25 protein-coding genes are annotated in these 22,572 nt (G+C 60.2%); 18 read left to right on the top strand and 7 right to left on the bottom strand.

The genetic code is table 11. From position 1 onward, the window contains the following. Positions 1-223 precede the first annotated feature (223 nt). Both THS5294_RS13870 and THS5294_RS13865 read left to right on the top strand, forming a co-directional pair. Entirely contained in the window at positions 224-2,524 is a 2,301-nt protein-coding gene (locus tag THS5294_RS13870; protein WP_048599804.1) for an AAA family ATPase, read from the top strand. A gap of 284 nt (positions 2,525-2,808) precedes the next feature. Continuing rightward, positions 2,809-3,630, top strand: coding sequence for an RES family NAD+ phosphorylase (locus THS5294_RS13865; protein ID WP_158441663.1), 822 nt, complete (start codon positions 2,809-2,811; stop codon positions 3,628-3,630). Positions 3,631-3,744: 114 nt separating this feature from the next. On the opposite strand, the gene THS5294_RS13860 is transcribed toward THS5294_RS13865, so the two are convergent. Next, the gene (locus THS5294_RS13860; RefSeq protein WP_082136700.1) at positions 3,745-4,872 is read right to left on the bottom strand and encodes a helix-turn-helix transcriptional regulator; all 1,128 of its coding nucleotides are present in this window, start codon (positions 4,870-4,872) and stop codon (positions 3,745-3,747) included. A 102-nt stretch (positions 4,873-4,974) separates the two neighbouring features. Between THS5294_RS13860 and THS5294_RS13855 the strand changes: the two genes are divergently transcribed. Continuing rightward, positions 4,975-5,571, top strand: coding sequence for a hypothetical protein (locus THS5294_RS13855; RefSeq protein ID WP_048599801.1), 597 nt, complete (start codon positions 4,975-4,977; stop codon positions 5,569-5,571). Positions 5,572-5,585: 14 nt separating this feature from the next. Here THS5294_RS13855 and THS5294_RS13850 read toward each other — a convergent pair whose 3' ends face one another. Then, the gene (locus tag THS5294_RS13850) at positions 5,586-6,851 is read right to left on the bottom strand and encodes a tyrosine-type recombinase/integrase (protein WP_048599800.1); all 1,266 of its coding nucleotides are present in this window, start codon (positions 6,849-6,851) and stop codon (positions 5,586-5,588) included. 639 nt (positions 6,852-7,490) lie between these two features. On the opposite strand from THS5294_RS13850, the gene THS5294_RS13845 reads away from it, so the two are divergent. The 8 genes from THS5294_RS13845 (at position 7,491) to THS5294_RS13810 (ending at position 13,219) form a co-directional block, all read left to right on the top strand. Next, entirely contained in the window at positions 7,491-7,691 is a 201-nt protein-coding gene (locus THS5294_RS13845; protein WP_233486486.1) for a MerR family transcriptional regulator, read from the top strand. Continuing rightward, complete coding sequence (locus tag THS5294_RS13840; RefSeq protein WP_048599798.1) at positions 7,688-7,951, top strand: hypothetical protein; 264 nt, start codon at positions 7,688-7,690, stop codon at positions 7,949-7,951. Before THS5294_RS13845 ends, THS5294_RS13840 begins: the two co-directional genes overlap by 4 nt. Next, on the top strand, positions 7,948-8,343 hold the full coding sequence (locus tag THS5294_RS13835; protein WP_048599797.1) for a VRR-NUC domain-containing protein: 396 nt from the start codon (positions 7,948-7,950) through the stop codon (positions 8,341-8,343). The genes THS5294_RS13840 and THS5294_RS13835 overlap by 4 nt, the downstream gene beginning before the upstream one ends. After that, the gene (locus THS5294_RS13830) at positions 8,340-9,293 is read left to right on the top strand and encodes a helix-turn-helix domain-containing protein (protein ID WP_048599796.1); all 954 of its coding nucleotides are present in this window, start codon (positions 8,340-8,342) and stop codon (positions 9,291-9,293) included. The genes THS5294_RS13835 and THS5294_RS13830 overlap by 4 nt, the downstream gene beginning before the upstream one ends. A 62-nt stretch (positions 9,294-9,355) precedes the next feature. Continuing rightward, positions 9,356-9,964, top strand: coding sequence for a DUF2184 domain-containing protein (locus tag THS5294_RS13825; protein ID WP_244528799.1), 609 nt, complete (start codon positions 9,356-9,358; stop codon positions 9,962-9,964). 319 nt (positions 9,965-10,283) lie between these two features. Then, entirely contained in the window at positions 10,284-11,201 is a 918-nt protein-coding gene (locus THS5294_RS13820; protein WP_158441662.1) for an Abi family protein, read from the top strand. A gap of 549 nt (positions 11,202-11,750) precedes the next feature. Then, positions 11,751-13,013 (top strand): site-specific DNA-methyltransferase, encoded by a 1,263-nt coding sequence (locus THS5294_RS13815; protein WP_048599792.1) that lies wholly within the window; start codon positions 11,751-11,753, stop codon positions 13,011-13,013. Then, complete coding sequence (locus tag THS5294_RS13810; RefSeq protein WP_370726551.1) at positions 13,013-13,219, top strand: DUF7220 family protein; 207 nt, start codon at positions 13,013-13,015, stop codon at positions 13,217-13,219. The genes THS5294_RS13815 and THS5294_RS13810 overlap by 1 nt, the downstream gene beginning before the upstream one ends. Before the next feature lie 9 nt (positions 13,220-13,228). Here THS5294_RS13810 and THS5294_RS13805 read toward each other — a convergent pair whose 3' ends face one another. The 5 genes from THS5294_RS13805 to THS5294_RS13785 form a co-directional block, all read right to left on the bottom strand. After that, positions 13,229-13,798, bottom strand: a complete 570-nt coding sequence (locus THS5294_RS13805; RefSeq protein WP_048599790.1) for a DUF3489 domain-containing protein — start codon at positions 13,796-13,798, stop codon at positions 13,229-13,231. A 35-nt stretch (positions 13,799-13,833) separates the two neighbouring features. Beyond that, positions 13,834-14,235, bottom strand: coding sequence for a hypothetical protein (locus THS5294_RS13800; protein WP_048599789.1), 402 nt, complete (start codon positions 14,233-14,235; stop codon positions 13,834-13,836). A 54-nt stretch (positions 14,236-14,289) separates the two neighbouring features. After that, positions 14,290-14,631, bottom strand: a complete 342-nt coding sequence (locus tag THS5294_RS13795; RefSeq protein ID WP_058124210.1) for a hypothetical protein — start codon at positions 14,629-14,631, stop codon at positions 14,290-14,292. A 102-nt stretch (positions 14,632-14,733) separates the two neighbouring features. After that, a complete protein-coding gene (locus tag THS5294_RS13790; RefSeq protein WP_048599787.1) occupies positions 14,734-15,018 on the bottom strand; it encodes a hypothetical protein in 285 nt (94 codons plus the stop codon). A gap of 10 nt (positions 15,019-15,028) precedes the next feature. Continuing rightward, complete coding sequence (locus tag THS5294_RS13785; protein ID WP_048599786.1) at positions 15,029-15,211, bottom strand: hypothetical protein; 183 nt, start codon at positions 15,209-15,211, stop codon at positions 15,029-15,031. A gap of 121 nt (positions 15,212-15,332) precedes the next feature. On the opposite strand from THS5294_RS13785, the gene THS5294_RS13780 reads away from it, so the two are divergent. From THS5294_RS13780 to THS5294_RS13750, 7 genes are all read left to right on the top strand, one after another. Beyond that, positions 15,333-15,887: a hypothetical protein gene (locus THS5294_RS13780; RefSeq protein ID WP_048599785.1), complete on the top strand. Its 555-nt coding sequence runs from the start codon at positions 15,333-15,335 to the stop codon at positions 15,885-15,887. After that, on the top strand, positions 15,853-17,874 hold the full coding sequence (locus tag THS5294_RS13775) for a phage terminase large subunit family protein (RefSeq protein WP_370726550.1): 2,022 nt from the start codon (positions 15,853-15,855) through the stop codon (positions 17,872-17,874). The genes THS5294_RS13780 and THS5294_RS13775 overlap by 35 nt, the downstream gene beginning before the upstream one ends. 3 nt (positions 17,875-17,877) lie before the next feature. Further along, a complete protein-coding gene (locus tag THS5294_RS13770) occupies positions 17,878-18,087 on the top strand; it encodes a phage head-tail joining protein (protein ID WP_048599783.1) in 210 nt (69 codons plus the stop codon). Beyond that, entirely contained in the window at positions 18,087-19,583 is a 1,497-nt protein-coding gene (locus THS5294_RS13765) for a phage portal protein (RefSeq protein WP_048599782.1), read from the top strand. Before THS5294_RS13770 ends, THS5294_RS13765 begins: the two co-directional genes overlap by 1 nt. Next, complete coding sequence (locus tag THS5294_RS13760; RefSeq protein WP_048599781.1) at positions 19,583-21,004, top strand: S49 family peptidase; 1,422 nt, start codon at positions 19,583-19,585, stop codon at positions 21,002-21,004. The genes THS5294_RS13765 and THS5294_RS13760 overlap by 1 nt, the downstream gene beginning before the upstream one ends. Before the next feature lie 95 nt (positions 21,005-21,099). Continuing rightward, the gene (locus THS5294_RS13755) at positions 21,100-21,480 is read left to right on the top strand and encodes a head decoration protein (protein ID WP_048599780.1); all 381 of its coding nucleotides are present in this window, start codon (positions 21,100-21,102) and stop codon (positions 21,478-21,480) included. A 66-nt stretch (positions 21,481-21,546) separates the two neighbouring features. Continuing rightward, complete coding sequence (locus THS5294_RS13750; protein WP_048599779.1) at positions 21,547-22,569, top strand: major capsid protein; 1,023 nt, start codon at positions 21,547-21,549, stop codon at positions 22,567-22,569. Positions 22,570-22,572: the final 3 nt, after the last annotated feature.

The following is a 22,572-nucleotide window of genomic DNA, read 5'->3' as shown; positions in this document are numbered from 1 at the left end:
CATTATTGAATGAATTCAATAATTTAACGATTTCAAATACATAGGCAACAAGCCTTTGAATTCACAAAATTACAGCCCTAAAAATCGCTGACATTGGGACGCTTTCGTCGTGCCCCACACTCAAAAAATGACGTACGCTCGTTGACATGGCGTTGACATGGATGATCGTTAGACAAACGGGCAGTAATCGTTATCGACCCATAGCGGACTTTGAGGGAGTATCATGTTACGGAATATAACCGTCATAGAGAATGTCGGTCGATTTGCTAAGGCGCTCTCGACCCAAAATGTCCGCTTCGAAAAGTGCACGCTTTTCTATGGAGAGAACGGTTGGGGCAAATCGACGATTGCAGATATTCTACGATCTCTGTCACGCAGAGATCCGGAAATCATCATCGGCCGCAAGACACTCGCTGGGGGGCCGGACCAGAAGATTTCTCTTCAGCTTGATTCAGGTCGGGCGAATTTCGAGCGAGGCAGTTGGAGCGGAACCCAGAACCGCGTGGCAGTGTTCGACAGCCTCTTTGTGAATGAGAATGTCTATTCCGGCGACACGGTATCAGCTGACCATCTGCGTCGGCAGTATGGTCTCGTTGTCGGCGAAAAGGGCGTGCGACTCGTTCGCCAGATCGTGGCGCTGGATGAGGAAAACACCGAGAACAACAAGACCATTCGCGCCCTCGAAGCGGAGCTGACAGCCGGTATTCGAGGGATAGGCCCAGCAACCATGAGCCTGCCAGACTTCGAAGCTCTGGAACAGGATCCGGACATCGATACAGCAATCGCTAAAAAGCAGGCAGAGGTTTCCCGCGCAGCGAAATCGAAAGAGCTTAAAGCCGCTGCCGGTGCGAGCGCATTTCCGCTTCCATCCGAACCGGCGACCTTCGAGGCAGTCCTAAACAAGACGGTCGAAGGAATTGCCGCAGATGCCGTGGAAGCCGTAAGGTCCCATGTCGCAGCGCATGAATGCGAGGAGCCGACCGAACCGGGGCTGGAAACGTGGGTGGAACAGGGTCTGCCATTCAAAGCGGAGGACAATTGTCCATTCTGCGGCCAGGAACTTAGAGATCGGAGCCTGCTGGAAGCGTATAGCCGTTTTTTCAGTGAATCGTATCGACAGCTGGCCGAAGATGTTCAGAAGCTCCGTCGAACCTGTCAGCGCTACTCAAATGGCGACTTCCGAAACGCAGCGGAACAAGGCTCCAAATCCAACGAGAAACAATTCGAGTATTGGCGCGAGGCGGCTGGCGTCGATGCCCCCGCGACCATCGATCTTGACGCAATGATTTTAGGGATAGAGCGCGCTGCTGCGGAAATGGATTCAGCTTTGCAGACGAAAGCCGCAAACCTCACTGTGGCGTTAGGCATGGAGCAACTTGGCGCTGCAATCGATGCCTGGACGAGCGCGAGGGCGGCCATCGAAACTGCCAATGCAGCGCTTGGTGAGTACAACCGGAAGGTCGATGCCGTTAAGGACACGGTTGACGCTGGGCAGCTTGATTGCCTCACAAACGAGCTTAAGAGCCTTCAGGCTCGAAAGCATCGCTTCGAAGCGGAGGTCATTACCAAAGTCACGGACCTGCTAATGAAGAGGCAGCGCAAAGGCGACATTGCAAAAGAGAAAGCCAAGCTTCGCGATGAGCTGACCGCCCACGGCAAGACCATCACCGAAAGTCTCGGCAAGACGATCAATTCCTATCTCAAGCGTCTGAATGCGGGCTTTCGGATCGATTACAAAGAACCTGACTATCGCGGCAAGGAGCCTACCGCCAGCTACCAGATTCTCATCAACGAGGTTCCGGTTCCACCCCGAGTGAGCGGGGATACAACTGGTGCGCCGAGCTTCCGAAACACACTCAGCGCCGGAGACAAGTCGGTTCTCGCACTGGCGCTGTTTTTGGCGCAATGCAACGCGGACCCGGATCTCAGCGAAACAATCATCGTTTTCGATGACCCGTTCACGAGTTTGGACAATTTTAGGCGGCAGTTCACGGCCATTGAGATAAGAAGGATTTGTGACCGGTCCAAACAGACGATCGTTCTGTCGCACGACAAGGGATTCCTCCGCCTTCTATGGGATAAAATCGACCAGAAACTCATCAGGTCATTCGCGCTACAAACAGGCGCTCCCGGCGTGACGACCATCGCGCCCTACGACATTCCTGGCTCAACGCAACCGCGCTATGTTACGGAGCGCATGAAAATAGAAGAGTTCATCGAGGGCGAGCCCCACGAATTATCATACATAAGGTCGCGCCTGCGAACCGTCTGCGAGGACTTCTACCGCAAAGCTGACTCCGGACTCTTTGGCGAAGCTGCAACGCTCGACCAAATCATTCGAGCGCTAAATACTGCGAACGAAGATCACCCGTTCAAAGGTGCACTCGAGGGCCTTAGGGATATCAACGCCTATTCGAGGGTCGAGAACCATGCCGAGATCAATGGCGATCCATACGGCGATACAAATCCCGACGAATTGAGGGGGTTCTGCAGTCTTGTCCTCGGCCTGACGCGTGGGATGTAAAAGTCCGCTCCTGTCATTGTGATCAGATCGGTTTGCGACCGCGGCGAACGGCAGCTCTCCGTCGGACCTACAGGCGGGCGCATCCGTTGTAGTTGCAGAATGAATTTCGTGGAAAGGCAGGCTGACGTCATTATTATTGTTGGTGTCAGCACAGTGCAGCTTACCTGAAACGGCCATTCGAGCATCGGTTGATGATTGCTGCATTTTCAAGAGGTAGACACTAAATGCAAGAGTACCTTCGGAATGTTCGACGCGAATTAGACTGGTTCAGAGAGAAGGAGTTCTTGACTGAGTCTGTTGCTGAGGTCCGACAAAAACTAGACAAATTTTTTCATGTCTACAGCATTATGACGGCAAATCTTGGCAACTGCTATGTTTATCGGGTGCGCAGCTGCGACGAAGATCGGCCTCACCTCGAAACATCAGATATTTGGGTGCCGCCTTCCGAAGTTCTGGTAAGGGTAGCAAGAGCAAACGACATTGGCGAACGCATTTTTTATGGCGCGCTCCACCCAATGACGGCAATCAAAGAAGCCGCTATCACTGAAAGTCAATATTTTACGTTGGGAGTGTACCATCTTCGCGCGATGAATGAAGGCGATATGCCAAGTGTTGTCATAAAGACTCCACCAAAGCCAAACCCTATGGCGCGTCCACTAGAGCAATTGGGCCACGAGCTTAGCGAATTTGTCGAATCTGAGTTCACGAAAACCATAAATCGTGAAAACGATCATCATTACAAAAAGAGCTGCGCAATGGCTCAAAATCTTTTCAATTTACCATACAAGGACAGTCTACTTTATCCGTCGGTACAGGATGCTGACATGATCAATATAGCCTTACCGGAGGCTGTGGCGGCCAACCGGCTTACTTTGAAACAAGTTTTTCACTGCCAGTTGAGGGGCTGGCCCTACGCACTTTCCGAGTCACGCCCATTAGGCGAAAAATTGAAAACGGTAACAGACAAGTCGCCGATTGGTTTCAGACTAAATCCAATTGGTGATCCCATGCGTTTCTCGCTAATGTTTGAACACTCGAAAATCGAGTCACCTGACGAAATGCTCCGAAGAGCAATACAGGGATCCAATGCGCCGAAAATCTGCTAGAAAGGCAGCCTTGACCTTTTGGCGCGGCGCTCTCGCAGACGCCAAGAATTCATACTTAGCCCCCCTTCATCAACGAGTGTACAAGCCCCTTTGGAGGTCTTGGTGGATCCCACATCACGACAGCACGCGGATGGTTCTACCACGACATCCCGTCACAATCTCACGCAACGCCACAGGCTCAACCACCTCAACCTCGCTCCCCCACTTAGCCAGATGCCAGGCCATCTCGACCAACCCACTGGCTTTGAAGCTGACCAGTAGCCCACCATCCTCCAAGTCCGACATTTCCTGCTTTGGATGAAACTCAAACTCCCAGGCCGTCGGCGCGGCAGCTGGGCTGAACCGCCAGGCTACCCGGCTGAACTCGTCGTCCGAGTGAAACGACCCGAATGACCGCGCCGCATAGGCCTCAAGATCGAAGTCCTTGTCCTTCTCGAACCATTCATTTGTTATCTCTGCCTTTTCAATGCGATCTATGCGGAAGCGCCGCAGATTTTCATCTTTGGCGATATCAAGTGCAATCAGGTAGTGTCGCGTGCCGAGCAGAATTCCATAGGGCTCAATCACGCGTTTGCGCGGTTTGGCATCCTGCGCCCCCTGGTATCGGATGATGAGCCGGAAGGGCCCTCTGAGGGCAGCCGAAACGACGTTCAGCACAGCCGGAGAGGTTTTGACCTTTGGACCTGGGCGGCAGGCATAGCCTTTGGCCTCGAGGATCGCCTCGGCATCCACCTCCATGCTTCGGGCCTGTGCTGACGGCAAGGTTGCCACCAAGCGATCTCGCAGGGACCGAAGCGCCTCCACTTCCATATGAGCGCCCTCCCGCTCAGCCCGCGTGATGCTGGCCTCGAGCGCGACGAGTTCCCGGCGGTAGAGCCCTTGCATGCCGAGCATGCTGGTGTCGCGCAGCTTCCACCGTCGGCGGCGCTCATTGTCCGTCTGATGGGAGATGCTTGGAAAGACATCTTTCAAGGCCGCAATCATGCGCTGGGCGGTCCGCTCGTTGACGCTGAACTCTTCGGCAACTTCTTTCACAGTGATGCCGCCATGCCGGCTGGCAGACATACCAGCGAGCTTCAACAGGTCTTGTGCCTTTTGGAACGACATGGCGCTTATCCCCGACAGTTCTTGACGTAGTGCCTGGGTTATAACCCGAGAGAGGACGATTCGTCCTAAGGATGCCGATCGATTGAAGAATTTGGCAGTCACCGCACGACCATGAATGCGGCGGTGCAGCTTCATGCGGCCTGCTCCCTGGAGTTTCTGCCTCGCTGCCACTTGGGCGGCGTCAGCAAGTTGCGAGGCCGCCCACCGTCTTACCTCGACATCAGAACTGGAGCCCGCATGGCACTACCTCAAAGAGCATTCTTCACCCTGCACGAAACCGCGTCCCGATGGGGCTGCACAATCGCCGACATTGGCGGCTGGGCCACCGAAGGCAAGCTGGACATCGTCACAGGGGTTTCTCTCGCGATCTGCGGCGACGAGAAAGTCTCCGGCAAGATCACGATCTCGCCGATGGACATGCTGCCCCTCTTTCGCCGCGCGGGCACCGGCCCCACGGTCATCAAGCTGCAAAGGATCAAGCCGGAGAATGCGCAAGACTGGTGCTATGTCACCGAACCTGCCGACGGGGTCGAAGTCTCGATCGCAGACCTCCTGATCACCGGTCAGGACGTCCTGAGGTTCGAAGACGAATATGACCTGCTGCGCCGCATTGGCGGCGGCACGGGCGCGCTCTCACCCTATGACTGGGAGGGCATGTATGTGGCGCTTCTGAAGCGCGTCCACGAACATGGCATTCCCGAGACCCAGGCCGAACTGATCGGTTATCTTCAGGACTGGTTTGCCGATGTTGCCGAGAACGGCGAGATCCCCGATGAGAGCACCATTCGGCGCCGTCTGCGGCCCTTCTGGCGCGCCATGCGCGGCGAGAAATAAACAGGCCCTGGCTTTTAGGCCCGCTTTGCCTCTTTCTCGGCATCCGCGTCATGCACAATCTTCGGGCGTGGCCGGAACATGCCGGCCACGGCATCGACCCCGGCGCGCAGAGGCGAGTCCATCAAATGCGCATAGCGCAGGGTCGTCTGCATTTGGCTATGGCCAAGAAGCTTACCGATCATTTCCAGCGAAGCGCCGCCGCTGACCAAGAGCGAGGCGAATGTATGACGCAGGTCATGGATGCGCACATCCGGTAGGTCGGCCTCGCGCTGCACCATAACCCAGAACCGGCGAATTTCTTTGACGGGCTGGCCCGGCACGTCACCGGGAAAGAGCCAAGGATTGCCCTTGGGCACCACAAGCGCCCGCTGGCGCACGATCGCCGCAACATCGGCCGAGATCGGCACCCGGTGAATTTTGCGCTGCTTGGTGGTGGCTGCGGGCTTTGACCAGATCCCCAGCTCCAGATTGAATTGCTCGAACTGCGCCTGCCGCACCTCACCCACCCGCGACCCAGTGAGCATGCAGATGCGGATGATGCCGGCGGCGCGCTGATCCTCGGCCGCATCCAGCACTTCGGCCAGCCGGCCGATTTCTTCATGGGAGAGGAAGCGCTCGCGCGCCGTCTCGACGCGCTTTTTGAAGCCGGCAGCAGGATTGTCCGTGCGCCAGCCCCATTGGATGGCAAGGTTGAACATCTTACGCAGAACTTCGCCAACGCGGTTGGCACGCACCGGTGTGGGCTTGCGCCCTTGCAGTTTACGCGCGCGGTTGTTGGGCTTTGCCTTAGACGGCCGCGCCCTGCCCTCTGCAATCAGGTTCAAAAGCTTTGTCACATCATGTGGCGTGATCTCTGTGACCAGCTTGTTGCCCCAGAGCGGTGCGACCAGCTTGGTCAGGAAGGATTTATGATCGGACGCGCTCAAAGGCGTCAGCGTCGAGGCATGCTCGATCAAATACCGCTCGATCATGTCGTTGAAACGAGGGGCTTCTCGCAACGTGTCGCGTTCTTCCAGAGGATCTGTGCCCTCGTCGATCAGGCGGCGCAGTTCTCGCGCGCGCTCACGAGCAGCAGTGACACTCCATTCTGGCCAGCGCCCGATCGCCATGCGGCGCTGCCGTCCTGCAAAGCGGTAATCCATCACAAAAGACCGCTCGCCCGAGGGCATCACGCGGATGGACAGCCCCCGTATCTCGGTGTCGAAGACCTGGTAGGCTCGATCCTCTTCCGGGATCTGCTCACGCACGGTTTTATCATTTAATCGCAATCGGTTGACCATATTCATACCTCCTTGGTGCGCATGACACAGGCGTAGATGCGCAGGCTTATCAAGCGAAGCATGGGGATCTGGGCGGCATATAGGCGGTGACCGGCGGTGATGCGCCAAAACCCTGCCGGTCATTGAAAACATGGAAAAAAATAAAGGCGGTGTTAATGGCGCTGGGCGAATCTGTGGGCCAGCGGAGTATGTTTCGCCGCCTAAAGCGTGCTCCTCAGGCCATTTTGCTCCCAGACCATGCCCTGATTTTGCAAATTCCGTTTAAAATCAATGACCGGCAAGGGTCCCGACCCCTTGCCGGTTGGGCGAATACCCCTTGAACGCCTGCGAAAGCCCACGAAACACGGCGAAATCTTGTAAATTAGCCAGTTTTGGACGGCTGCGACTCTGTATCGGTCAATTTGCGAGGGTTCTGCGCCGTCCTGCGCCGCAACCTCGACCCGCGCCAAAGCCGCAAAAGCTCAATGATATCAATGACCGGCAGCCATTTGGCGCATCACCGCCGGTCTCTGCCTTTCCGCCACCCTTTCCGCTCTGCGCTTCTGAACTCCTGAACCCTGCCCTCGTCGGGCCAAACTCAGGAGAAACCAGATGCCAGACCTTGGAACTGCCCCCCGATCCAGTAGCCCTCAGCGCCTGATGAGCGGCTGGATCAGCCGCCTCGACCTCGCCCTTGAACTCGGGGTCACCGTCGAAACCCTGCACCGCTGGGAGAAGATCCGTTTCGGCCCGCCCTGTGTTCGCGCCGGTCGGAAGATCTACTATCGCCGAGATGCAGTGCAGGAATGGCTGATGCTGCAGGAAGCCCCTGCGCCACGTCGTGCGGGGTCACGCCGATGAGCCTCCCCCTTCCCTTCCGCAAGCCCAGCGCCCGGGACCGTGTCCGCCATGAGTGGATTGAAGAGCGCCGCCGCGAGGCGCGCATGGTGGTCGCCGATATGGTGCACCATTCCGACTATCTCGTTCGGCTCGCCTGCAATGTGTTGGTCCAGCATGGTGAAACCCCCGAGGAGCGCGAGGATGCCCGCCTCCTGCTTGTCGTCCTCGATGCCAAAACGCCTGGGCGGCTGCCCGCGCCAGATCGGGAGGGCCGCTCATGAAGCGACGCGGAACTCCAGAAGCTGATCTGCAGCGCGCTGTCGTGACCGCGCTGCGCTTTGCTCTCCCCAAGGATGCCATCATTCATCACTGCGCCAACGAGGTAAGGGAGGCAGGCCCGCGGGGAGCCAAGCGACAGGCGATCCTCGTCGGCATGGGCGTCCATCCCGGCTTTGCTGACCTAATCATTCTCTGCGCTGGCCGCGTGCTGTTCCTGGAGCTGAAATCCCTCAAGGGGCGGCTGAGCCCAGCGCAGGAGGCGTTCCGCGACGCAGTGCTGGCGCAGGGCTTCGGCTGGGCGCTGGTCCGCTCGCTTGATGACGCGCTGGGCGCCTTGGCAGACCACGGGTTCACAACGCGTGTTGCCTCCCCAACCGGGAGGGGCGCGCCATGAGCCATGCCGCCACCAACTGGGCCATCCAGCAGAGGGGTTTAAAGCCTGCGACGAAGATCGTCCTCTGGCATCTTTGCGATCGTCACAACCCAGACTTTGGCTGTTTCCCGACACAGGTCCGTCTGGCCGAGGATGCTGAAATGTCGATCTCTTCGCTCAACGATCACCTCAAGAAGCTGGAAGGGCTCGGGCTCATTCAACGCATTCAATGTCAGGATCATCGGACCAAACGCCGCCAAGCCACACGCTATATCTTGGGGTTCGAAATGGTCGACCCACAAGAGCCATCTCCAGAAATCGGAGACGGCCAGCAAGGCATAACCCAAGAAAATGACGCCGAACCGTGTCCGGAATTCGGAGACGGAGCCAACTCCGAATTTGGGGCAGTTCCATTTCCGGAAAATAGCCAAAGCCATCTCCGAAATTCGGAGACTAACCTTGTAAGGGAACCTTTAAGTAAACCAGTAAAGGAGGAGGAGGACGCGCGAGCGCGCGAAACCGCTTTTGATGATTTTTTTGGAAAGCTGCTCGCGGCGCTGGGCGTCGATCCTGACGGGTCGCTTCCTGGCTGGTGGCAAGGCTGGCCACCCCGAGAGCATGTTCGGCGCTGGCAGACTGACCTCGGGCTGAGCGAGGCCGAGATCCTCGAGGCGGCAGAAGCGTCGCGGCAGGAGCATCCTGAGCCACCTGACGGGCCAAAGGCTCTGGATCGCGTCATGCAGCGCACCGCCCAGCGCAAGGCGGATGAAAAATCTCGAGGTCGGCGCAAAACACAGAAGCCAACAAAACCGGAACGCCAGCCGATCTCCGATCTTCCCGCCTTCTACGCCGATTGGGTGAACTCGGAGAAATACCTACCCTCCAGTGCAATCAGCAACAGCATGCGCGACCAGATGCTCGCCCGCGGCCTTGTCACATCACAGCAACTTCGTGAGCGAGGCGTCCAATGAAACACGATCGCAATTTGCACAGGGCGTCACGGCAAGCTGGTCATGGACGCCCGAAGCGCATCATGACAGTGCAGCAGGCGCTGGAATGGGCCTTCCGCACCGAATGTGCACAGCTGGAGCTGCCCGAACCGCCTGATCCGGAGCGTGGCCAGGGATTTGGCTTCGGTCTCGAACACGTGCTTATGCAACGCGCCGCGCTGGGCTGCAAAATCGATGGCGGTCGCTACAAGCTGGGCGATTACACCCACGAGGATGCCGAGGTCATTGCTGCGACTGTTTCTGGAATGCCAGATAGCTTAGGCGGCAAGCGTATGGCCATTCGAGTGGCAGAGCTCGCGCGCGCTGGGCTCACCCCTGATTGGATGCCAGGGGCTGTGCCGCGCTGCTTGCCGGTCGAGATGAAGCGCAATCGGCACGGGGATCATGCAACGACCGTGGTAGTCGGCACCGAGCGTGTGCTGTCGCGCGGCAAGTGGCGGACCGTAGAGGTGCGGGCCTGTCCGGTGATGTTTCGGCCAGATGCAAGGCAGATTGAGGCAGCGAGGCGGGCGTATGACGCCTGGTGGAAGGCGCTGGTTTGGGTTGGAGATGGGCTTATCGCAGGTGGAATGTTGACCGAAGTGCAGGTGACAAACGAGATGCCAAAGGCCAAGCCGTGGGAGTTATGTTAAAGACGGTCAATACGGGTGAGAAACAGAACTTCGTTGCACTGGCACCAATGGCTGCAAAGCGCAGTCACGATTAAGTCCGGGCGCAGCGAACCGATATCCCGCACTGCCTCACCGTTCGGTGCTCCATCTACAATGTTGACATCGTCAGCGCCGACGCTATTATCCTTTCTTGCCTTATGACCGGTGCTCCCTGACCTGGCCTCAGTCGCCTCGTTACAGCCCGGTCTTCTAATTTCTGGATGTAGCCGTATCAACATTGAAGTACCTCAAGCAGCACAAGTCGACCGATGAATGTATCGACATAATGTTGATGAGGGGCATGGAAATTCGTGACCGAGGCCATGCCGAGCGCTCCCTGCACCGCATAGGATACTACCGACTCAGCGCGTTTGGGTATCCGTACCGTGACTTCTGCACGATCCCAGCGGCAAACGGTGAGGAGGACCAGAAAGTTCGATGCGACAAGTTCAAAGTGGGTACGACCTTCGATCATGCGATCAACTTCTATCTCTTCGACAAAGCCTTGCGTATAGAACTTCTGGACGCGATCGAGCGTATCGAGATCGCGGTTAGAACCGCGATGATTGAAGTCCTCGGGGAGCTGGGACCACATGCCCACCGCGACAGGCGCTCATACAAGGATCGCTTCAGCGAAAAGGACGAAGATGAAAGCACGCCTCTCGAGCGTTTCATAGCCGGCCTGGATCAGCACTTCAAAAGCTCGAAAGAGGACTTCGCGAAGCATTTTGCACGAAATTACTTTGGTCCCCCACCGATCTGGATCGAGGCTGGGACATGGACCTGGGGCAACCTGACCCACATTATCGCCCACCTCTCCGACAAAAACAAAATGGCAATCGCGGCGCGCATTCACCCAGACCTCCCCATGAAGACATTCGCTTCATGGATCACAGCGCTCAACGACGTCCGCAACAGCTGCGCACATCACGCCCGGACGTGGAATAAGCCCTTGGTAAACAGCCCAGGCGTCCCCCCGAAAAAGACATTCGGACAGCTTGACCACCTCCGACAGCCCAGGATGGGCGACGATGCGCCCACGAAAAAGATCTACAGCGCGATCGTCATCATGACCTTCATTATGCGGCAGTACTATCCGCGCACCAAGTGGCACATCCGTCTTCGTGACATGATCCTGACCCAAGACCTCCCGTACGAGATCCGCCCGCAGACCGCTGGGTTCCCGGAGAATTGGGAGCAGGAGGCCATCTGGAACTGACGCGCCAACCCTCACCCATCCAAAATTGCTGCACGATGTCTCAAAAGGCCGGTTCGGGGAAGTTACGGCCCAGCGATGGCCAGCCGCATGAATTTCCGAAGAGGGCCGTGTGCGTCCGCCCCCCCCCCCTCCCATGGTTCCTCCTCGGGCCTTTGCGTATACGGGCGTACTCAGCGCGCAAGTTTCCTAGCGTCTGGCCTTTTCACCGGGGAATCCACCTGGAAGCCAGCACGCGGACGACGCGCAAAAACCTGAATCATTATAAAGGGTTACGCTTTCCTGCATCCGTGCAAGTGGATTCCATCGAGGAATCCAGGAAGCCACCTTTGTTGGAATCCACCACACGACTTTAAGAAGCCGTTGATTCAAAACAGAAAACGGATTGACATTTCTAGCCCCCTTGACCTATCAACGAACCATCGAAGAATTGCGCCCAGAGGACACCCTCGTGGGCGCTTTTGTTTTTCCGGCACCGCGATCGCTGACACGCCCATGCATTTGGAGCTGGCTTCAGCATGCCTTGCCTGCAGCCAGTGAGCGTCCCGCCCCATGGATCTTGTCTTTGCACCGCGCCAGATCGAGCTCTGGCCGATCGAGAAGCTGCGCCCTTATGCCAAGAACGCGAAGATCCATGGTGAGGCCCAGGTTGCGAAGATTGCGGCCAGCATGGCGAAGTTCGGCTGGACCGTTCCCTGCTTGGTCGCGGACGACGGCGAGTTGATTGCGGGCCATGGGCGCGTGCTGGCAGCCGGCGCGCTGGGCCTGACCGAGGCCCCTGTCATCAGGCTTGGCCATCTAGATGAAGCGGAGCGTCGCGCCTACCGCATTGCCGATAACAAGCTGACCGAGCTTGGCGAATGGGACGAGGCGATGCTGCGCGACGAGATCGCAGGGCTCTTGGCGGAAGACTTCGACCTCGATCTGCTGGGCTTCTCGGATGAGGATCTGGATGCCCTACTGCAGGATCCAGAGACGGTGGGCGACGATGGGGCCGTAGAGGGCGAGGATGACATCCCGGAGCCGCCGGTTAACCCGGTGTCGGTGGCAGGCGACCTTTGGCAGCTTGGGTCGCACCGGCTGATCTGCGGTGACAGCACCAGCGCCGATGTGGTTGGACGCCTCCTGGGCAGCGTCAGACCGTTGCTGATGGTGACTGACCCACCCTACGGCGTGGAATACGACCCGTCCTGGCGCAACCAGGCAGGAGCTGCAAAAACCAAACGTACCGGCAAGGTGCTGAATGACGACCGCGCTGACTGGCGCGAGGCCTGGTCCCTCTTTCCCGGCGATGTGGCCTATATCTGGCATGGCGCACTTCATGCAGCGACTGTGGCCGACAGCCTGATCGCCGCGGGCTTCGCCATCCGCTCCCAGATCATCTGGGCAAAGGATCGGCTAGTGCTCAGCCGCGGCGATTACCACTGGCAGCACGAGCCCTGCTGGTATGCCGTGCGCGCCAAGGGCAAAGGCCACTGGGCCGGTGATCGCAAACAGACCACGCTCTGGCAAATCGCGAACAAGGACCAAGATGCCGAAACCGTACACGGCACGCAAAAACCGGTCGAATGCATGCGCCGCCCGATCCTGAACAACTCCAGCCCCGGCCAAGCAGTTTTCGAGCCCTTCATGGGATCCGGCACGACGCTCATTGCAGCGGAAACCACGGGGCGCATCTGTTACGGCGTCGAGCTGAACCCCGTTTACGTCGACGTCGCCATCGAGCGCTGGCAGGCCTTCACCGGCGAAGAGGCTGTTCTGGAAGACAGCGGCGAAAGTTTCGCGGCACTCAAATCCAAGAGGTTGGCCGCTTGATGCAGTCGCGGCGCCAATCGCTGATCGAAGCGATCACCAATGTCGTGGTGGGCTATGCGCTGGCGGTGCTGACGCAGATCGTGGTGTTTCCGTGGTTCGGGTTGAAAGTAAGCCTGAACGACAACCTCGCGATCGGCGCGATGTTCGTGATTATCTCGCTTCTGCGCAGCTATGCGCTGCGCCGGCTGTTCGAGCGCTGGCGATGACTGGCGGAATCAGGCCGCGTCCAATTTGTAAACAGTGCCACGCTCAGGGTGTTTCTCGGAAGTGATTGTCAGGCCAAGCTTCTTCTTGAGCGCACCAGAGATTGCACCTCTCGCCGTATGTGCTTGCCAAGATGTCGCTTCAACAATCTCGGTGATCGAGGCACCTTCGGGGCGCTGCAGCATTTCGATCAACATGGCCTGCTTGGTACCTTGCCGGATAGAGACCAGCTTAGGGCCTTCACTTGCGTCTGCGGCCACTTCTGTAGATTTAGCCGCCGGTCGAGCCTTGCGGATAGTGCTGACCGTGCTCGCGACAACCGGATCAATGCCGATGGCATCAAGTCCGGCCTCAGTTGCAATCAAGGTTGTGCCATGACCATCGCCGGTCTCACGCCAGAGCGGTTCGTGACGACGAAGATTGGCATCGACCTCTTCAAGCCAACCGCGCTCGATCATCTTGGTGACGGTCATCTTGGCCGCAGCCCCAGCCAGCCCGTCGGGCAGAGGCATAGCCAAATTGCCAGGGCGGGATGCAGCGCGGGTGAGAATAATGGTTTGTGTATCGGTGAGTTTGGGCATCGTTTGCGCCTTTTCAAAAGGTGTCGTGAAGCAGGTCAGTGGGCATCATCCATCGCGGCAGTGACCGCGAAGTGCTGCACCCAACCGGTTAGGTAAGGCAGCCCAGCAGGGATGCCGTGCTCACGCTCAGTCTGGCGGTCGATGCGCCAGCCCTGCCAGCGGCGGATCGCGGAGCCGATAGCAGCCTCGAGCCCAATACCGCCGCCGGTCATGTTGCCGACGACATCGTCGGCGAAATGCCGACCGATGCGGCTGTCCAGAAAGTCGCGGATGCCAATCATCTCGTCTTCGCTGTCGGCGTGGATGGCTTCGGCGATCAGGCGCGAGGCAAGGCTCCAGACCTCCGAGCTGCGGCGGTCGCGCTGTGGGCAGACGGTCAGGGTGCGGAAGAAGCCGTAATCTTCGTTGCGGCTGGGCAGGATGGGGTGCTTGGTCATGGTGGGATCCTTTTCATGGAGGGTGGCGGGGCGCTTGGCCCCGCCGGTGTACGATCAGGCGGCGCTGAGGGCTTCGAGCGTGGCAATGTGGCGGCGCAGCGTGGCGGCTTCCTCGCGCGCAGCGTCGGCCCAGAAAGCGGCGCGGGCGTCACAAGCAGCTGCAAGGCGCTCGGCATCTGCCTTCGTGAAGCGGTTGACCTTGTGGGCGCTGCCATGGCCCGTGCAGGTGGCGCGGTGTTTCTTGCCCTCAGGCGTCAGCGTGAAGGTCAGGGGTCCAAAGTCGTCGATCACGATCCAGTTGTGCGCGGCGATCATGGCGCAGGCGCTGGGCGCGAGGCGTGCTTCGATCTCTTCAGCGGCGGCGCGGAAGTTGGCGATCAGGGTGGAGGTGGTCATGGCATGGGCCTTTCAGGTGAGTTGCATCGTTTTGGTGCAATAACAATCGCTCTGAAGAGCCGATTAACGTAGCAAAATAGAAGCAATATCATTGCTTTATGATCAGGAACTGTTGCCTGTCGCATCGACCCATGCCTCGTCCTGCCAGACATAGAGATGGGACAGTTCGCAAGTTGGGCGCGGCAGGATGCGGGGCACTCGGGGCGGATCAAAACAGTCCAGCGCATCAGCCCGGACCTGCCGGATTTCGCGGGCGGCGAGGATGTCCTCAGGCGCCCACGCGGCTAGCGCGGGAAGCATGTGCTCGGGGTAGCCATCGTAATGGACATATACATGCGCCCACTCTTCGGGCCCGGTCTGGATAGCGATCTGTGCGCGGGTGCTCATAGGATCGCCCTCACTTCTGCTGCGCAATCAGGGCGAGGAGGACCGCCGCCATGCCGCCCAGGTATTCGCTGCGGCGGAACACGATCTCGTCGATGTGGCCGGCGTTGTCGATCGCGGGGTCAACCGCGAGATCGTCTGCCATGTGCGGCATCAGGCGTTTGGCTTGGGCGTTGTAGCGGGTGGCAAGGGTCATCTGTGTTTCTCCAATCAGGCAATTTGCTTGATGTGAGAATCGCTCGACACCGAAGTGTAATCAACTCAAATATACAGTTTTTTCTGTTTATTTTCAATGTTTTGAGGTCAATCCAACCGCCATGGAAGGTATGTCAGAACGCGCCTATGCCGAGCATGCCAGGATCTCCCGCGGGGCTGTTCAGAAGGCCCGCAAGACCGGTCGCCTAGTGCTCTTCGACGATGGCTCGATCAACGCCGCGGCCTCGGATGTGCGGCGCGGTTCAGCGACCGATCCGGATCAACAGATGCGCTCGCGGGGAGGGCTTGGCGCGAATGGTGAAGGGCCTGTAGTCTCAGGTCCCGGTGACAGCACATCCTATATCAAAGCACGTACGGCGCTGACCGTATATCAGGCGCAAGAGCGCCAGCTTTCGATCCAGAAGAAAAAGGGCGTGCTAATGGATCGCGCGCGGGCCGAGACCTTGGTGTTTCGTCTGGCCCGTCAGGAGCGGGATCTTTGGGTCACCTGGCCCACACGCGTGGCGGCCCTCATGGCCGCACAATTGTCCGCAGACATGGAGAAGGCATCCGGCAAGGCGGTGACGATCGAGACTGCGATCTTGCAGAGGGTGTTGGAAACCCATGTCCGAGAGCAGCTCGATGCCCTGGCCGACCTCAGGGTCTCGCTTGAATGATGAGGAGAACACATCTGATCTGACCGAGGGCCTCGATCTCGCCTTTGACGGCGCCGAGGATATCCTGCGTGCCTGGCGTCGAGGCATGCGGCCTGACCCTGACCTCACAGTCTCCGAATGGGCCGACAAGCATCGCAAGCTGTCCTCGCGCGCCTCTGCTGAACCAGGGCAATACCGAACAGCCCGCACGCCCTATTTGCGCGCCATTATGGATGCGCTGAGCCCCGGCCACCCAGCCCAGCGGATCAGCTTCATGAAGGCCGCCCAGGTCGGCGCAACGGAAGCTGGCAACAACTGGATCGGCTTTGTGATCCATCACGCGCCTGGCCCGATGCTGGCGGTGCTGCCCACAGTGGAAATGGCCAAGCGCACCTCACGGGGCCGCATCGATCCGCTTATCGAAGACAGCCCGGCGCTGAAGGAGCGCGTCCAGCCGGCGCGGTCTAGGGATGCGGGCAATTCGATGCTGTCGAAGGAGTTCCCAGGCGGCATTCTCGTGCTGACCGGTGCTAATTCGGCGACGGGCCTGCGGTCCATGCCGGCCCGATATGTGTTTCTGGATGAGGTCGATGCCTATCCGGCCTCCGCCGACGAGGAAGGCGATCCTGTGAGCCTCGCCGAGGCGCGGACTACGACCTTTGCGCATCGGCGTAAGGTGTTCATGGTCTCGACCCCGACCATCCGGGGGCTCTCGCGCATCGAGCGCGAGTTCGAGGCCAGTGATCAGCGGCGGTATTTCGTGCCGTGTCCGCATTGCGGCCATATGCAATGGCTGCAGTTCGAGCGGCTGCGCTGGGACAAGGGCCGGCCGGAAACAGCGGCCTATGCCTGCGAAGGGTGCGAGCGCCCTATCGCCGAGCACCACAAGACGCAGATGCTCGAGCGCGGCGAATGGCGGGCAACGGCGACCAGTTCCGACCCGAACGCAATCGGGTTTCACCTCTCGGCGCTTTATTCGCCGATCGGCTGGAAAAGCTGGGAGCAGATCGCACGCGACTGGCTGGCGGCCCAGGGTTCAGACGAGATGCTGCGTGCGGCGCGCAACACGCTCCTTGGCGAGACCTGGGTTGAAAGCGGGGACGCGCCGGAATGGCAGCGGCTGGCGGACCGCCGTGAGGCATTCGCCGCGCAGGTGCCCATGGGCGGGTTGTTCCTGACCGCCGGAGCCGATGTGCAGAAGGACCGGATAGAGGTCGATGTCTGGGCTTGGGGCCGTGGCCTCGAAAGCTGGCTCGTCGATCACATCGTCATTCCAGGCGGTCCTGGTGATCCGGCCTGCTGGCAAGCACTGACAGAACTGCTCGGTCAAACCTGGGTGCATGAGAACGGCGCGGTAATGCCTCTGGCCAAGCTGGCAATCGACACTGGGTATGAAACCTCTGCCGTCTACGCCTGGGCACGTGCGCAAGGCATTGCGCAAGTTGCACCTGTGAAAGGTTTGGAGGGGTTCAACCGCGCGACGCCCGTGTCGGGGCCAACCTTTGTCGATGCGACCGTCAATGGTCGGAAACTAAAGCGTGGGGCGCGGCTATGGACGGTGGCCACCGCCACCTTCAAGGCAGAGACCTATCGGTATCTGCGGCTAGAGCGGCTCTCTGATGAAGATCGTGCGCTGGGCATGACCAATCCGGCGGGTATGATCCACCTGCCGGACTGGGCAGACAGCGAATGGCTCAAGCAGCTCGTGGCAGAGCAGCTGGTCACAATCCGCAACCGGCGCGGCTACGCCCGCCAAGAATGGCAAAAGATGCGTGAGCGCAACGAGGCGCTGGACACACGGGTCTATGCCCGGGCGGCCGCGTGGATCCTCGGTGCCGACCGTTTCGACGAACGCATGTGGCGTCAGTTGGAGAAACAGGCCGGCGTGGAGACGGCTGTCCCAGCGCAGGGTGCCGAGCCCGATAAATCGACCGAACCGCAAGCGGGGCGGATCGCATCGCCCCGGCGGCGCGGCTGGAAGATCAGCACGCCAAAATACATGGAATGATGAATGACCCTCGACGAGCTAAAACTCCGCCACAGCGCGCTTTTGGCCGCGCGCTACAGCGGCACGCGGTCGGTCAGCTATGACGGCAAGACCGTAAACTACGGGACCGACGCCGAGCTTGCCGCGGCCATAGGCGATGTCGAACGGCGCATCGCCAAACTCGAGCGCGGCGCTGGGCGTGTGCTACGCCCCTTTGCTGTGAAAGACCTCTGATGAACTGGCGGCAGCGCCTCGGCGCCTTCATCGGCGGGTTTGATGCTGGACAGCAACATCGGCGACTGCGCGGGTTCCAAGCGACCCGCGCGCATGTGAATGCGCTGATCGCCGCCTCGGGGCCTGACATCACCGCTCGCGCCCGCTGGCTCGTGCGCAACAACGGCTATGCCGCGAATGCAGTCGAAAGCTGGGCGGCGAATACCGTGGGCGACGGGATCAAGCCGATCTCGAAACTCGCCGATGCCGCGCGGAAGGAAGAGCTGCAGCGGCTTTGGCTCGCCTGGACCGATGAGGCCGATGCCGAGGGCTTGACGGATTTCTACGGGCTACAGCGCCGGGCGGCGCGCGAGGTGTTTCTGGCGGGTGAGGTCTTTGTTCGTATCCGGCCGCGGCGGGTGGAGGACGGCCTCACGGTTCCGCTCCAACTGCAAATGCTGCCCTCGGAAATGCTGCCACTCCATGAAACCGGCGTGGCGCGCAACGGCAACGCGATCCGCCAAGGGATTGAGTTCGACCGGATTGGACGGCGCGTCGCCTATCACTTCTTCCGCCGTCATCCGGGCGACAGCACCGATCCTGTAATGTCTGGAGAAATTGTCCGCGTGCCCGCCTCGGAGGTGATCCACGTCATCGACCCAGTCGAGGGTGGTCAGCTGCGTGGCGTGTCGAAATTGGCCCCGGCGATCGTGAAGTTGTTCCTTTTGGATCAATACGACGACGCGGAGTTGGACCGGAAAAAGGTCGCCGCGATGTACGCGATGTTCGTGACCTCGCCCGCCCCGGAGAACCCGCTCGCCCCCTTGGACGATGAGGAGATGCCCGCAGGTGTCGAGATCAGCCCGGGCCAGATTGTGCGGCTCGATCCCGGCGAGGATGTCACTGTCGGCCAGCCCGCTGACAGCGGGGCGACGTATGAGCCCTTCCAATACCGGACGCTCCTGCAGATCTCGGCCGCGCTCGGGATCCCCTACCCCTACCTCGCCAATGACATGGTGAAGGGGAACTTCTCGAACTCGCGCCTTGCCCTAATCGAGTTCCGCCGTCGTGTCTCGGCCTGGCAGCATTCAGTCATGGTCTATCAGCTCTGTCGGCCGGTCTATGCGCGCTGGCTGGATCTAGCCGTGCTATCAGGCGCGCTGGCCCTGCCAGGCTATGAGGCCGAGCGCCCGCGCATGCTGGCCGCCGATTGGCTCCCCACGAAATGGGACTGGGTCGATCCGCTCAAAGACGCCAATGCCGAGATCGCCCAGATCGAGGCAGGGCTGAAATCTCGCACCCAGGCCATCGCCGAGCGTGGCTATGACGCCGAACAAGTCGACCGTGAAATCGCCGCTGAACGGGAACGCGAGCGAGCGCTGGGCCTCGACTTCCGCCGTCCGGGCTCGCCCGCGCAGGGCGTACAGGCCCTGCCGGCCGAGGGCGATGGGGCTGAGCCAAACAATGAGACCGATGACGCGGAAGACCGCCCACGCCCTGACGAGGACCAAGCCTGATGCTCCATGCCCGTATTGCCGCGCGCGCCTTCAATACGCCGCTGCTGGTGGAACCCTCCAAGGCCATGGCGTTTCTGTCAGGTCTCGGGCCACGCATCCTCGGGCGCCGGGTGGAACTTCCAGGACCGGATGACGAGAACGAAGGCGCGGCACCCCTGCCCGCCCGCGCCAGTATCCTCGCCGGAAACCTTAGCGAGCGTCTCCGCAATCACGGCGATGCCCCCTATCCAGTCGTTGACGGCATCGCGGTGATCGAGATTTCCGGCGTGCTTATCCACCGCGGTGGCTGGATCGGACAGTCCTCTGGCCAAACCAGTTACGAGGGAATTGCCGCGCAGATCGATGCGGCGGCGCGCGATCCATCCGTGCGCGCGGTGGCGCTTGAGATCGACAGCTTTGGCGGAGAGGTGGCGGGCGTCTTCGACCTGGCTGACCAGATCCGCGCCCTACGCCGTAACAAGCCCGTTTGGGCTTTCGTCGCCGAACATGCCTTCTCTGCAGGCTATGCGCTGGCCTCTCAGGCCGACCGCATCCTGCTGCCGCGCACCGGCGCCGTTGGCAGTATCGGCGTGGTGGTGATGCATGCCGATCTTAGCAGCCAGTTGGATCAGGACGGCGTTCGCGTCACGCTGATCCATTCAGGCCAGCACAAGGTCGATGGCAATCCCTACGAGCCGCTGCCCGAAGCGGTCCGCGATGACATCCAGCGCGAGATCGATGTTTTGCGGTTCCTCTTCGCCGAGACTGTCGCCGTGGGCCGCGCTGGGCGGCTGAGCCAGGACGCAGCGCTGGCGACCGAGGCTGCGACCTTCCGCGGGACGGATGCCATCGCCGCAGGCCTCGCCGATGAGGTGATCGACCTCACCCGTGGCTTTGCCCGCTTTCGCGAAAGCCTGTCTGCCCCATCACCTACCGCGCGGCTGCCCCGCGCCAGTCATCCCCGAGCAAAGGAGGCCGCCATGAGCGCCACAACTGACGCCACTGAGGCAAATACGGAAATCAGAGATGCCGAGGACACCGTGCTGGAGAGCGCGACTGAACAAGATGAGCAGGAAGCTGAACAAAGCGTGCAGGAAGAAGACCCCGCGCCCGTCGCAGCTGCCGCGCCTTTGCCCGCCCCGGCGGCTGCGCAACCCAGCAATCTGGCGGACCTGTCGGCGCAGCTTCGCGAGGCGGCAGCGGAGATCGCCGAGATCGCGGCGCAAGCAGGTCGCCTCGGCATCGCAATCGATGCCGCGAAGGCGCTGCGCGAGGGCACGGCCCCGGAAGCCCTCCGCAAACTGGTCCTTCAGCGCGCCTCTGCAGCCGCAGATGCACGCGACATCGTTGCCGCTCCACCCTCACCCGTTCTCCCCAAATCCGCAGAAAGCCCGATTGTGGCTGCCGCGAAGAAGGCTGCCTCGGCGGGCAGCAGGGGCTGAACCGCTCTCCCCAAAAGCTGCCGCCCACCTGATCCCCCGCCGCTCCTCCCCGGCGGGGGATTTCTTTTTGACCCTCACATCTTCGGAGATTGCCCATGTCCATGCTGACCCAACCGCCCACCATGGGCGATGTCCTCAAATACGAGCTGAACCCCAACTTCACCCGAGAGACCGTCACGCTGCTGGCCGGCACCAGCTACCCCGTTGGCGCTGTGCTGGGCCGCATCACCGCGAGCGGCAAGATGAAACTCAGCACCGCCACAGGCACCGACGGAGCTCAGAACGCGGCCGCTGTCCTGCTTTACGACGTGGATGCAACTGCGGCTGATGTAGCCGGCATCGCCGTCTTGCGCGGCCCAGCCATCGTCTCGAAAGCCGCGCTCGTGTTCGACGCCAGTGTCGATGACGCGGCCAAGACGGCGGCCAAGCACGCCCAGCTGGCAGCGCTCGGCATCATCCCGCGCGACGCTGCCTGATCAGGCGCATCGCCAGTTCTTCCCGTCGCGCTTTCGCGCGTCACCCCTTATTCCCCGGAGTTCCTCATGACCATCACGCGCAACCCGTTTGATGCGGGCGGCTATTCGCTCGCCGAGATGACGCAGGCCATCAACATCCTGCCCAACCTCTACACCCGCCTCGGCCAAATCGGCCTGTTTCGCTTTGAAGGCGTCACGCAACGTTCCATTGTCATCGAACAGCGCGAAGGTGTCCTCAGCCTCCTGCCCTCGGTCCCGCTGGGCGCGCCGGCCACTGTCGGCACCCGCGAGCAGCGCTCGATGCGCAGCTTCGCCCTGCCTTGGATCCCACATGACGATGTGATCCTGCCCGCCGATATCCAGGGCATGCCGGCGCTGGGCCTGTCAGACGCGGCTGATCCGCTGGTCGAAGTGATGAACCGCAAGCTGACGCTGATGCGCCGCAAGCATGCCCAGACCCGCGAATACATGGAGATGAACGCGCTCCGCGGCATCGTGAAGGATGGTGCGGGCACGACCCTCTACAACTACTTCACCGAGTTTGGGCTGGAGATGATCTCGGTCGATTTCGTCTTCGGCACGGCCGGCACCAATGTGCAAGGCAAGGTCCGTACGGTCCTGCGCGGGATCGAGGACAACCTCCTCGGCGAGACGATGACCACGGCGCATGCGCTTGTGAGCTCGGAGTTCTTCGACAAGCTGATCAGCCACCCCAAGACCGAAGAAGCCTACAAGTTCTTCTCGGCGACCGGCGGCCAGCCCCTGCGCGAAGACATGCGCCGGGCCTTCCCGTTCGCAGGCATCCTCTTCGAGGAATACAACGGCTCGGTCACCCTGTCGAATGGCACCTCGGAACGCCTGATCCCCGCGGGCGAAGGCATCGCCTTCCCGCTTGGCACCTTCGACACCTTCACCACCTATGGCGGGCCAGCCAACCTGCTCGAGACCGCCAACACCGTCGGCCTGCCGCTTTACGCGCGGCAGATGATGGACACCAAGGGGCGCTGGATCGATCTCATGACCGAGGCCTCGATCCTGCCGGTCAACAAGCGCCCGCGGCTGGCCATCCGGATCTTCAGCTCTAACTGAGGC

It is taken from the genome of Thalassobacter stenotrophicus (genome assembly GCF_001458315.1).
Classification (GTDB): Bacteria; Pseudomonadota; Alphaproteobacteria; order Rhodobacterales; family Rhodobacteraceae; genus Thalassobacter; species Thalassobacter stenotrophicus.
Note: the sequence above shows the minus strand (reverse complement) of the source record. Positions and strands in the feature narration are given on the sequence as shown.